At 62.7% G+C, this 11,996-nt stretch carries 11 protein-coding genes and 1 tRNA gene; 8 read left to right on the top strand and 4 right to left on the bottom strand.

The features are described 5' to 3' along the window. The first annotated feature begins 5 nt into the window (after nucleotides 1–5). From mshD to pstB, 5 genes are all read left to right on the top strand, one after another. The gene (gene mshD, locus HMPREF0298_RS07935) at nucleotides 6–896 is read left to right on the top strand and encodes a mycothiol synthase (protein WP_006840636.1); all 891 of its coding nucleotides are present in this window, start codon (nucleotides 6–8) and stop codon (nucleotides 894–896) included. 202 nt (nucleotides 897–1,098) lie between these two features. After that, complete coding sequence (gene pstS, locus HMPREF0298_RS07940) at nucleotides 1,099–2,238, top strand: phosphate ABC transporter substrate-binding protein PstS (RefSeq protein ID WP_006840637.1); 1,140 nt, start codon at nucleotides 1,099–1,101, stop codon at nucleotides 2,236–2,238. Between the two features lie 173 nt (nucleotides 2,239–2,411). Next, the gene (pstC, locus tag HMPREF0298_RS07945) at nucleotides 2,412–3,488 is read left to right on the top strand and encodes a phosphate ABC transporter permease subunit PstC (protein ID WP_006840638.1); all 1,077 of its coding nucleotides are present in this window, start codon (nucleotides 2,412–2,414) and stop codon (nucleotides 3,486–3,488) included. Between the two features lie 15 nt (nucleotides 3,489–3,503). Then, nucleotides 3,504–4,514 carry a phosphate ABC transporter permease PstA gene (pstA, locus tag HMPREF0298_RS07950; RefSeq protein WP_040422847.1) on the top strand — a complete coding sequence of 337 codons (1,011 nt, stop codon included), beginning with the start codon at nucleotides 3,504–3,506 and terminating at the stop codon, nucleotides 4,512–4,514. A 41-nt stretch (nucleotides 4,515–4,555) separates the two neighbouring features. Beyond that, complete coding sequence (gene pstB / locus HMPREF0298_RS07955; protein WP_006840640.1) at nucleotides 4,556–5,329, top strand: phosphate ABC transporter ATP-binding protein PstB; 774 nt, start codon at nucleotides 4,556–4,558, stop codon at nucleotides 5,327–5,329. Between the two features lie 77 nt (nucleotides 5,330–5,406). On the opposite strand, the gene HMPREF0298_RS07960 is transcribed toward pstB, so the two are convergent. Continuing rightward, on the bottom strand, nucleotides 5,407–6,135 hold the full coding sequence (locus HMPREF0298_RS07960; protein WP_006840641.1) for a phosphate signaling complex PhoU family protein: 729 nt from the start codon (nucleotides 6,133–6,135) through the stop codon (nucleotides 5,407–5,409). Nucleotides 6,136–6,171: 36 nt separating this feature from the next. Then, a complete protein-coding gene (dusB, locus tag HMPREF0298_RS07965; protein WP_040422849.1) occupies nucleotides 6,172–7,341 on the bottom strand; it encodes a tRNA dihydrouridine synthase DusB in 1,170 nt (389 codons plus the stop codon). A 182-nt stretch (nucleotides 7,342–7,523) separates the two neighbouring features. Between dusB and scpC the strand changes: the two genes are divergently transcribed. Both scpC and HMPREF0298_RS07975 read left to right on the top strand, forming a co-directional pair. Further along, nucleotides 7,524–9,032: a succinyl-CoA:acetate CoA-transferase ScpC gene (gene scpC / locus HMPREF0298_RS07970; RefSeq protein WP_006840643.1), complete on the top strand. Its 1,509-nt coding sequence runs from the start codon at nucleotides 7,524–7,526 to the stop codon at nucleotides 9,030–9,032. A gap of 114 nt (nucleotides 9,033–9,146) precedes the next feature. Then, a tRNA-Lys gene (locus HMPREF0298_RS07975) sits at nucleotides 9,147–9,219 on the top strand. A gap of 520 nt (nucleotides 9,220–9,739) precedes the next feature. On the opposite strand, the gene HMPREF0298_RS11625 is transcribed toward HMPREF0298_RS07975, so the two are convergent. Next, nucleotides 9,740–10,798 carry a hypothetical protein gene (locus tag HMPREF0298_RS11625; protein WP_006840645.1) on the bottom strand — a complete coding sequence of 353 codons (1,059 nt, stop codon included), beginning with the start codon at nucleotides 10,796–10,798 and terminating at the stop codon, nucleotides 9,740–9,742. A gap of 77 nt (nucleotides 10,799–10,875) precedes the next feature. Between HMPREF0298_RS11625 and HMPREF0298_RS07985 the strand changes: the two genes are divergently transcribed. Beyond that, on the top strand, nucleotides 10,876–11,250 hold the full coding sequence (locus HMPREF0298_RS07985; protein WP_006840646.1) for a YccF domain-containing protein: 375 nt from the start codon (nucleotides 10,876–10,878) through the stop codon (nucleotides 11,248–11,250). On the opposite strand, the gene HMPREF0298_RS07990 is transcribed toward HMPREF0298_RS07985, so the two are convergent. Next, complete coding sequence (locus HMPREF0298_RS07990) at nucleotides 11,247–11,831, bottom strand: CG0192 family protein (RefSeq protein ID WP_006840647.1); 585 nt, start codon at nucleotides 11,829–11,831, stop codon at nucleotides 11,247–11,249. The two genes, HMPREF0298_RS07985 and HMPREF0298_RS07990, sit on opposite strands and share 4 nt — an antisense overlap. Nucleotides 11,832–11,996 lie beyond the last annotated feature (165 nt).

Below are 11,996 nucleotides of genomic sequence, written 5' to 3' on the forward strand. Positions count from 1 at the left end.
AAGTTATGACGAACAAGATTGCTGAAGTGACATTGCCCGGCGACTCTGCCCGCAGCCTCCTGACCACGGTCGAGGCTCACGATAAGGTCGCGGCGTTTTCCGAGCAGTTTCTCGCAGGGCTTGACGACGCCCGCCTGGAGCACACCCACCTCGCCTGCACGGGCCCCGACGGTGACCTCGTGGCCATCGCAGCGCTCGCCCCGGACGACTCCGCAGAGCTCGCCGTTGACCCTGAACACCGGGGCCGCGGCATCGGCACGCAGCTTGTCGACGTCCTCCTTGAGCGCAATCCGAAGGCCGGGCTGTGGGCACACGGGGACTTGCCGGCCGCTCGCGCCTTGGCGAAGAGCCGTGGGCTTGGCGTCACCCGTGAGCTGCTGGTGATGGCGATTAACGGCGATGAGCTGCGCGAGGCCGCGAAGGTGGAGCTGCCTGAGGGGTTAAGTGATCTGGGCTACTCCGAGGCGGTAGAGCGCTGGGGTACAGAAACGGTTGAGCAGGCGTGGTTGGACGCCAACAATCACGCGTTCGAATGGCACCCAGAGCAGGGCGGTTGGGATCTGGACAGGCTGCACCGCGGGATGGAGGCGAAGTGGTTTGACCCGCAAGGGGTGAGGTTTCTCTACGAGGGTGACTCCCTTGCGGGCTTCCACTGGACGAAAATGCACCCGGACGAAACAGGTGAGGTTTATGTGGTGGGGCTAGACTCCAGTTACCGCCGAAAGGGGCTGGGTGATCCGCTGCTGCGGATCGGGTTGCGTCACCTTGTGGATGAGGGATCTACCGAGGTCAAGCTCTATGTCGAGGGTGATAACCACGCCGCGGTGGCGCGGTATGAAAATCTCGGGTTCCTGACAGTGCAAAAGCATATTGTGTACCAACAAAACGCCTCCTAGCTGCGAAGATGTGAATATCCGCAAAAGTTAACCTACTGTTCATTGCGCTAGACACCAACGGTTAACCGTTGACACGTACCTTATCCAAGTGTGAGTAATCGGATGAAGTCTGTCTGGACCATGAAAATCCAGTTGGGCTTCTCTTTCCACCAGGATCCGATGCTCGAACTCTTCATCTGAATTCGCACCGGAAAGGTACCCCGTGATTCGCAACTTTAAGCGCACCGCCGCCATCGTCGGTGTCGTCGCAGCATCCTCCGCAACCCTCGTCGCTTGCGGTGACTCCAACGACTCTGCTTCCAACGGCACCACTGTCGCTGAGACCTCCACCGAGACCAACACCGCTACGGCTTCCGAGTCTGCTTCCGGTGCTGAGCTGACCGGCACCACCGGCCAGCTCGTCGCGGAGGGCGCCACCTCGCAGCAGAACGCCATGGATTACTTCGGCGCTCGCTACTCCGAGGCCGTCCCGGGCGCAAACCTGGCGTACAACGCCACCGGTTCCGGCGCCGGCGTCAAGAACTTCATCGGCAACCAGGCTGCTTTCGCAGGTTCTGACTCCCCGCTGAAGGACGACGAGGTCCAGCCGGCAGCTGACCGCTGCGGCGGCAACGAAGCTTGGCACCTCCCGATGGTTATCGGCCCGGTTGCCCTTGCTTACAACCTTGACGGCGTGGACGGCCTGAATCTGACCGTCGACAACATTGTTGACATCTTCCAGGGCAACATCACCAACTGGAACGACCCGGCCATCGCCGAGTCCAACCCGGACGCTGAGCTCCCGGACCAGGACATCTCCGTTATCTACCGCTCCGACGAGTCTGGCACCTCCGACAACTTCCAGAAGTTCCTCGCTGCCGCTTCCGACGGCAAGTGGGAGGGTTCCGGCAAGGCGTTCCCGCAGGCCGTGGGCGCTGGTGCCAACGGCTCCACCGGTGTTGCTGAACAGGTCAAGGCTATCCCGGGCGCCATCACCTACGTCGAGGCTGGCTTCGCTGAGCAGGCTGCCAACATCGACTTCGGCAACGGCCCGGTGGAGCTCTCCGACGAGACCGTCGGCAACGCTCTCGATTCCATGGAGTTCAAGACCGAGGGCCACAACATGGTTGTCGACGCTGAGAAGCTCTTCGCTTCCGACGGTGCTGACACGTACCCGCTGATCCTGACCACCTACGAGATCGTTTGCTCCGATGGCTACGACGATCAGACCCGCGACATGGTCAAAGACTTCCTGAACGTCGCCCTTGATTCCCAGGATGAGGAGCTCGCTTCCGAGGGCTTCATCCCGGTTACCGGTGCTCACGCTGACCGCCTGCGCGAGGCAGTCAACGCCATCAGCTAATAAGCTGCCTTCCCTTTCGCAGGGAAATGTCTGCCCCCTCGCGGCACCCGCCGGGTGGGGGCAGACCCATGTATGGGCTCGGTTAACGAGACATGTGCATTCAATGACTAACAGATGTCATAGAAACACGCTATAACTTTGCTGCTGCAATTCAATTAAAAGGATTCGTGAACATGGCTGACAATGAACTGCCTGGTAACGGCCACGCGACAAGGGTAGATCCCGTGATCCCGAGCTCTACCGGCACGCCCATTAAGAAGGGCCAAGACCCCGCCTTGGAGGGCACCCCGACCACTGGTGAACCCGCACGTGGCGCGGGTGTGATCCGTCCCGGCGACCGAGTTTTCCAAATACTCTCCACCGCTTCCGCGACCCTGATCACGGTCATCATCGCCGCGATCGGTCTCTTCCTGCTCCTGCAGGCTATCCCCCCGCTTACTCGCAACGAGGGTGGGCTCTGGGGCTTCTTCACCTACTCCGGCCCGTGGCAGACGTCGAACCTGGACGCGATGAAGTTCGGTATCCCGAACCTGTTCTTCGCCACGGTGACGATCTCCCTTATCGCCCTGATCATCGCGATGCCGATCGCGCTTGGTATCGCGCTGTTCCTGTCCAACTACGCGCCGAAGAATCTGGTGCGTCCGCTGGGCACGCTCGTGGACATGCTTGCCGCGGTGCCGTCCATCGTCTATGGCCTCTGGGGCGCGCAGGTGCTCGGCCCCTTCCTCGGGCAGTTCTACAACTGGCTCCACTCCTGGGCTGGAGGGTTCTTCCTCTTCGCGGTGTACCCGAACACCCCCTCGTACTACACCGGCCGCAACATGCTCACCGGTGGTATCGTGCTCGCGATCATGATCCTCCCGATCATCGCCGCCACCGCGCGCGAAGTCTTCGTGCAAACACCTCCCGGCCAAATCGAGGCTGCTCTGGCCCTGGGTGCAACTCGCTGGGAAGTTATCCGCATGACGGTCATCCCGTTCGGTATCTCCGGTTACATCGCGGGCTCGATGCTCGGCTTGGGCCGCGCCCTCGGTGAGACCATGGCTCTTTACATGGTCGTGTCGCCGTCGCCGGTCTTCCGAGCTTCCCTGTTCGATGGCGGTTCGACGTTCGCAACCCACATTGCTAACGCGTCTGCCGAGTTCAACAACCCGACCAGTGCTGGCGCCTACATCGCCGCCGGTTTGGTGCTGTTCATCCTGACCTTCGTCGTCAACTCGATCGCCCGCGCGATCGTCAACAAGAAATAGGAGGTAGAGGCCACAATGAGTACCGCAGTACCAAACAACGGCTCCCACTCCGCGTCCGCGGATGCCTCGACTGTCCGTAGCACCACGACGGGTTCTTCGACCGTCGCTACCGCTACCACCACCCCTGCTCGCGGCGAGTCCGGCGACGGCACCCCGTTTACTGAAATCTCCTCGGGCCGCAAGACCACGAACTCGATCATGGGCTTGCTCATGTGGGCCTGCATGATCATCGCACTGATCCCACTGATGTGGCTGCTGTTCACGGTTATCTCCCGTGGCGCTGGCGCCGTCTTCAGCGTGGACTGGTGGACCCAGGACATGCTGGGCGTGCGCAACAGCGCCGAGGGCGGCGGAGCGCTCCACGCCATTGCCGGCACCATCATGCAAACCTTGGTCGCCTCGGTCTTCTCCATTCCGATCGGTATTTTCACCGCGATCTACCTGGTGGAGTACTCCAACGGTAACCGCCTGGGCAAGCTCACCACCTTCATGGTGGACATCCTCTCCGGTGTCCCATCGATCGTCGCCGCACTGTTCATCTACGCACTGTGGATCACGGTCCTCGGCCAGCAGCGTTCCGGTTTCGCCGTGTCGCTTTCGCTCATTCTGCTGATGGTTCCGATCGTGGTGCGCAACACCGAGGAGATGCTTCGCGTCGTGCCCATGGATCTACGTGAAGCCTCGTACGCCCTGGGTGTTCCGAAGTGGAAGACCATCGCGCGCATCGTTTTGCCGACCGCCCTGTCCGGCATTGTCACCGGCGTCATGCTCGCCGTGGCCCGCGTCATGGGCGAGTCCGCCCCGGTGCTGATCCTCGTCGGCTCCACGCCGGTGACCAACTGGTTCGGCATGTTCGACCAGCCGCAGTCCTCGCTGCCGCTGTTCATGCTCGACATGTGGAAGTCCGGCGCGACGGGTGCGGCCAACGACCGCCTCTGGGGCGCCGCCCTGACGCTCGTGATTATGGTCGTCTCCCTCAACATCATCGCGCGCCTCATCGCCTCGAAGTTCTCGGTCAAAAAGTAAATCGTCGCACCCACGAATCCAACATTCCCAGGAGGAAACTGATGTCCAAGCTCGTACTCAACGACGTCAACATCTACTACGGCGACTTCCACGCCGTGCAGAACGTCAACCTGAACATCCCTGCCCAGGCAGTCACCGCCTTCATCGGCCCGTCCGGCTGCGGCAAGTCCACCGTGCTGCGCACCCTCAACCGCATGCACGAGGTCATTCCTGGCGCATCCGTCAAGGGTGAGATCCTGCTCGATGGCAACGACATCTACGGCAAGAACATCGACCCGGTGTCGGTGCGTAACACGGTCGGCATGGTGTTCCAGAAGGCCAACCCGTTCCCGACCATGTCCATCGAGGACAACGTCGTTGCCGGCCTGAAGCTCTCCGGTGAGCGTGACCGCAAGAAGCTCAAGGAGGTCGCGGAGGAGTCCCTGCGCGGCGCCAACCTGTGGGAGGAGGTCAAGGACCGCCTCGACAAGCCGGGCGGCGGCCTCTCGGGTGGGCAGCAGCAGCGCCTCTGCATCGCCCGCGCGATCGCGGTGCGCCCCGAGGTTCTCCTCATGGACGAGCCCTGCTCCGCTCTCGACCCGATCTCGACCTTGGCGGTCGAGGATCTGATCCACGAGCTGAAGAACCAGTACACCATCGTCATCGTGACCCACAACATGCAGCAGGCTGCCCGTGTGTCCGACAAGACCGCGTTCTACTCCCTCGAGGCAACCGGTAAGCCAGGCCAGCTCATTGAGTTCAACGACACCACCACCATCTTCGAAAACCCCGAGCGCAAGGAAACCGAAGACTACATCGCAGGCCGCTTCGGCTAAACGCTTAAGCAACCTCGAACACCCCGGTTGCCGTCCACCCAGTACACGGGTGGGCGGCACCCGGGGTGCGGTCGTCTCTAGGTGCGGTCGAAGCGCTGCTCAATCACCGCGAAACGTTCGTTCATGTCGAAGCCGTCACCGGAACGCCGATGCTCTAAGTAGGCCTCCGGCTTCATTCCAGTAATCAAGAAAACCGTCCTCGCCGCAACGTTGACGCAGTGATCCGAGTAGCGCTCAAAGTAGCGGCACAAAAGCGCGAGGTCGACGGCCTCACGAGTGGAGTGTTCCCAGTGTCGGTTGGTGACAACGTTGAGGATGTAGCTGGTCATGGTGTCCACCTCGTCATCGGCGTTGCGCAGCCCCACCGCAGCATCGGCGTCGGGGGCGTAGAGCAAGTCCTCAGTCTGCGACCCCAGTTCGTGAGCGAGACGGACAAGCTCCTCGACGAGAACCACCATGGGCTCAGGTAGAACGGGGTGGGGGTGGCGCAACCTGGCGAGCCTGGCAATGTGGGTCGCCAGCGCGCCCATGCGCTCAAAGTCCTCGACGATGTAGATCGACGAAACAACTTGCCGCAGGTCGGAGGCAACAGGGCTTTCGAGGGCGAGGAGCTGCATGCTGCGGGTTTCGCAGCGCTGGCGGATCACGTCGAGGCCGTCGGAAAACGACAGCGCGTCCTCGGCGTGATCAAGGCTTTGTGTCAGCAGCGCGATGGTGGCGTTATCCATCAGCGCGCGGACGCTCTGACACATCTCAATGAGGTCGCGCGAGAACGCGTCCAGGTGCTCCCTGTAGTTGGTCCGCATATCGCTCACCTTACAAGCACCACCCACCGCGCGGGGCTATCCGCCGTTGCTGTCCATCTCCGCGCCTTCCGGGACAGTGTCGTCCTCCGGGTCGTCGAGCCAACCGTCGGGCAGCGCCACTTTCGACGACGAGCCTTGGCGCCCGCGCGCGTCCTCGGCGTGCTCGGCGCGCTCGGTGGAGTCCGCGATGGTGTCAAGGAGGGCGGAGAGCTCAGCAAGTGAGTTAACGCGGGCAAGGTCCTTGCGGAACTCGCCGCCGACGGGAAAACCGCGCAGGTACCAGCCGGTGTGCTTGCGAATGTCCCGGCACGCGTGCTCCTCGCCGTCGTGAAGCGCAAGCAATTCAGCGTGGCGGTAGATTATGCGCGCGACCTCGCCGAGGGTGGGTTCCGGCGGGATTTCCTCGCCACGCAGCTGGGCGCCGATCTGCGCGAACAGCCATGGCCGGCCGAGACAGCCGCGGCCGACTTCGACGCCGTGGCAGTTGGTGGTCTCCAGCATCTTCTCGGCGTCGTCGGCGGCGAAGATGTCGCCGTTGCCGATGACAGGCACGCCGGAGCCATCCATGTGCTCGACAAGCCGGCGGATCTCGGACCAGTGGGCCTGGCCAGAGTAACGCTGGTCGGCGGTCCGGGCGTGCAGCGCGACCGCGGCCGCGCCCTCCTCGGCGGCGATGCGGCCGGCATCCAGGTGCGTGTGGTGGGCGTCGTCAATGCCAATGCGGAACTTCACCGTAATCGGGATCCCGGAGCCCTCGGCGGCGCGCACAGCCGCGGAGACAATGTTGGCGTAGAGGCGCCGCTTGAACGGAATCGCCGAACCCCCGCCTTTGCGGGTGACCTTGGGCACGGGGCAGCCGAAGTTCATGTCGACGTGGTCGGCGATGTCTTCCTCGACGATCATCCGCACGGCGTCGTAGGTGAATTTCGGATCCACGGTGTAGAGCTGCAGGGAACGCGGGGTTTCGACATCCGCGAACGTGGTCATGTGCAGCGTCTTCTGGTTGCGCGCGACCAGTGCTCGGGCGGTGATCATCTCGCACACGTACAGCCCAGACGAGGTGCCGGTCAGTTCCTCCTCGATTTCCCGGCAGAGCACGCGAAACGGCATGTTTGTCACTCCCGCCATGGGCGCGAGGATGACGGGGGAGTTGAGGGTGAAGTCCCCGATACGCAGCGCGAGAGGTGCCGACAGTGCCTGAGTCATAATACGCTCCATTGTCCACGCGGGCGGCTCGACAGTCCAATTCTGGCACCCCTGAAAAGCGTTTGACGTTGCCTATTGCACTGAAATTTTGCAGGCCAAAAATTGTTCCTGGCATTGTCTCCGCACTCCCCATAAGGTGGAGGATTAATGAGTCCAACGATAACCGAACGAGGGATTGATCCATGACTGAACGTATTGCAAACGCCGCGCTGCGCGACAAGGTGATGTCCGCCGAGGAGGCCGTGCAGTTTGTCAACCACGGCGACACGGTGGGAATGTCCGGGTTTACCGGAGCGGGCTACCCCAAGGCCATGCCGGGCGCGATCGCGCAGAAGGCGAAGGATGCCCACGACAAGGGCCAGAGCTACGCCATCGACCTGTTCACCGGCGCATCGACGGCACCGGAGTGCGACGGCGTCCTCGCAGAGGCGAACGCGCTGCGCTACCGCATGCCTTACCAGTCCGATCCGCAGATGCGCAACAAGATCAACCAGGGCGAAATCAAGTTCCAGGACATCCACCTCTCCCACTCGGGGATGATGGTGGAGCAGGGCTTCTTCGGCGATCTCGACGTCGCCATCGTCGAGGCTGTGCGCATCACCGAAGACGGCAACATTGTGCCCTCGTCGTCCGTCGGCAACTCCGTGGAGTTCCTCAACGCGGCGAAGAAGATTATCGTTGAGGTCAACTCCTGGCAGTCGGAGGAGCTCGAAGGCATGCACGACATTTGGCTCGTGCCGCCGCTGCCAAACCGCATCCCGATCCCGATCACCGGCGCTGGCGACCGCATCGGCACCACCTACATCGAGGTTGACCCGTCCAAGATCGTGGCGATCGTGGAGACGGACGCTGCCGACCGCAACGCCCCGTTCAAGGCTCCCGACGAGGTCTCCGAGCAGATCGCCGGCCACTTCCTCGACTTCCTCGAGCACGAGGTCAAGGCGGGTCGCCTCGCCTACGACCGCTACGTCATGCAGTCGGGTGTGGGCAACGTGCCGAACGCCGTGATGGCGGGCCTGATGGAGTCCAAGTTCGAGAACATCCAGGCATACACCGAGGTCATCCAGGACGGCATGGTCGATCTCATCGACGCCGGCAAGATGACCGTCGCCTCCGCCACCTCGTTCTCCCTGTCGCCGGAGTACGCGGAAAAGATGAACAACGAGGCGTCGCGCTACCGCGATTCCATCATTCTGCGCCCGCAGTCGATCTCCAACCACCCCGAAGTGATCCGCCGCGTCGGCCTGATCGCCACCAACGGCCTGATCGAGGCTGACATCTACGGCAACGCCAACTCGACCCACATCAACGGCTCGCGCCTGATGAACGCCCTGGGTGGCTCCGGTGACTTCACCCGCAACGCCTTTGTCTCCTCCTTCATCACCCCGTCGGAGGCGAAGGGTGGCGCGATCTCCGCGATCGTCCCGTTCGTCTCGCACGTGGACCACACCGAGCACGACGCAATGGTCTTTGTCACCGAGTACGGCGTGGCCGACCTGCGCGGCCTGGCCCCGCGCGATCGCGTGGCCAAGATGATCTCGATCGCGCACCCCTCCTACCGACCGCTGCTCGAGGAGTACGTTGAGCGCGCCGGGAATTCCAAGTTCCAGCAGACCCCGCACGATCTGCGCCACGCCTTCGACTTCCACATCCGCTCGCTTGAGACCGGAACCATGAAGACCGAGGGCTAAAAGCTCGCCATCGCTTATCGACGCCCCGCTCAACCCACCCGGAGAGCGGGGCGCACTCCTCGGGGCCAGCCCGATTTCAAACCACTAGAGGTGACCCGCTACCATGTGTGCGTCGGGCCTTTAGCTCAGTTGGTAGAGCTACGGACTTTTAATCCGCAGGTCCCGGGTTCGAGCCCCGGAGGGCCCACTTTTAACCGTGTTTGTCCGCGAAGTGTAGGCGGGGTTTTTCCGAGGTGTGCAGGGTAAAGCCCCTTGTGCACCCTGCACTTTTCTTGGTTTTTGGGGGAATGAAACAGTGCCCCGCGACGCGCACCCATCTCAGAAACTGCTCTGCGAACACCCCGGAAGCATCGACGCGCTCGCGTCGCTTCTCGCTGACGCCGGCTTTCATCCCCTGCCCCGGGTTGTCTCAATGCCCGAGCGACGCGAGGTAACGGCGGGATTTCACCTCGATCCTGACCCGAGGCTCGCGGACCTCGCCTGACATCTGAAAGGGAGGTTCCGCAGCTCGGTTTCTGGCCGCTCGTCGTCGAAGGCCCGATCTCCAGCTCTGATCAGGTGGACGACGTGCCGGATGGTGGAGGTGTCCTCCGGCGACTCGCCGCGTGCGTGTTCGCCCCCGACATTCTGGAGCAAGGCTGGGATAGCGTCGACAACTATTCGCCCGTTTTGCGCAGGGGACAGGACGACTGGGACTTTTGGTGGGACTAATCCGCTCGCTTGTCGACGCCCCGCGGCCAACAGCCCACCGCCGCAGCTGGTGCGAAGCCGAGCTGCTCGTTAATCGCCAGCATCCACTGGTTTTCTCCGGCGTTCCAGGTGTAAACGCGTTCCACGCCCGGGTGTGCGGCGGCGAGCTGACGCAGATTCGCGGCCTTTACCCGCAAGCCAAGCCGTTTCCCTTGGTGGGCGGGGCGAACCAGGGTGTCTCCCTGAAAGCCCACGTCGGTGCGGCCAGCCTCCGGACACACGATCAGTGTGTGGGCAGCTACCTCCCCGGTAGCTCGCTCAACGGCAATCGTCCATACCATCGACCGGCCCATTGCTCGCTCGACGGCCTCAAATTCTTGAAGACGTGCGATGTCCCAGACCTCCGGCTCCATGTCGATGCCTCCGAGCGGCACGTCCGTGCTCATCGACGCCCGTTGCAGCGCCATCGCTTCCCGCCAGCGCTCCGGTGTCGGGCCGACCCAGGAGACGACGTCGTACTCGGGGCTTGTCGACGCCACCTCATTCGCCCGTTCAACCGCGTCGGCGACGCGCAGCGTGCTCACGAGCTCAACCTGCTCGAGAGCGAACCCGCGCGCTGCAAACCAATCGCTACTCGGGGTGCGGGGAAGTGTCCCCGTTCCCGTTTTCGGCGTCAACCCGGTGTCGGACAGCCGGGTTGGCGGGGTCCAGCACAAAAGCGTGCTGCGATCGTCGTCTGCGTGGTTACCTATTGCGGCAAGTAGCGCATCCATCACGCCCTCTCCATGGGCCTCGGGACGCAGGCGGAAGTCGACCGCGATCATGTGACGGTTGTCGGCTAAAGGCAACTCCACGTTCGCAAGACCGAGGCAGCGGTCGTGCTCGTACGCGAGTAGCATCGCGCGCTGCGCTCGCACCTGGTCACCGTAGACCGCCGCCAGCTCCCGCGCGGAGTAGGCGAGGTCGTCGTGGCCGAGCTGAGCTGCCTCGTCGGCAGCCCAGACCGCGACGGCGTCGTGGGCCGCGGGCGAGGGGTTATCGGGGGTGCCCAAGTGTGAGTGAGGGATCACATCCATGCCATCTAGGCTCGCACGCTGGTGAAAGGGCGCGCAACCGGATTCACCGGCCACGCGCTGCAAGTAGTGTCGAGGATATGGGTCTGATTCGTGTAATCCTTAACATCATTTGGCTAATCACCGCAGGCATCTGGCTATTTTTCGCCTACATCCTCGCCGGGGTGATCGCGTGCATCTTCATCATCACCATCCCGTTCGGGGTGGCGTCGTTCCGCATTGCCAATTACGTCCTCTGGCCGTTTGGCCGCGAGGTCGTGCAAGTGGATGCGGGTGCGGCCAGCACGATCGGCAACGTCGTGTGGTTCGTCGTCGCTGGCCTGTGGCTCGCCCTCGGCCACGTGGCCACCGCGGTGGTGCAGGCTCTGACCATCATCGGCCTCCCGCTGGCCTGGGCGAACCTGAAGCTCATCCCGGTGACCTGCTTCCCGTTTGGCAAGGAGATCGTTAGCTAGCGCCAGAGCTCGAGACGGATCAGGGTGATTCCGCCTTCCTTGACCAGGGCGAGCTCGTCCTCGGTGGCGAGCTGCTGGGGCACGACCCTTTTCTGGATACGCAGCTGGAACTTTTTTTCCTCACCGTCGACCTCGACCTCGCCGAGGGAGGTGTAGGTGTTGTGTTCCTGCACATCGACAGAGGTGACCTTGGCGTCGGGGTTGGTGCCCGTGCCGTAGACGTCGAAGACAGGCTCGCCGGTGGAAAAGTCGGCGCCGTGGCCGCCGGTCAGGATCAGCGAGATAATTTCGCGCACGGCGACGGGATCGGCCGTGAGCTGGGCGACGGAGCGCTCGCCGAGCTCGGAGTGCGTCATGGGGGTCAGCTCGTCGTCAAGTGCCTCGCCGGCTTCGCGGTAGGACAATCCAAGCTGCGTGAGGTTGCCGTCGGAGTCTTCGCCCACGATGACCTCGATGCCGACCTTGCCGTCGGAGTCAACGGCGCGGTAGGAGCCGAGCTGCTTGGCAATCAGTGAGTACTTCTGGGCGATTTCGTCCTTGCTGGGGTTAAGTTCTGCGTCGTAGATCTTTGCTTCGGCCATTAGCTTTTCACCATTCTTTTGATTGCTTTCATTGCTTCCTCCACTTTAGCGTCCACGGTGTCCGTCGCTACTTGCTCGCCGGAGGAGCTCGCCCCGGTGACAGCCCCCGCGACACAGTGTTTGAGGTGCTCGTCGAGAAGCGAAAGCCCCACGTTCTCCAGCGCT

Origin of the sequence: Corynebacterium lipophiloflavum DSM 44291 (assembly GCF_000159635.1) — a bacterium.
GTDB lineage: Bacteria > Actinomycetota > Actinomycetes > Mycobacteriales > Mycobacteriaceae > Corynebacterium > Corynebacterium lipophiloflavum.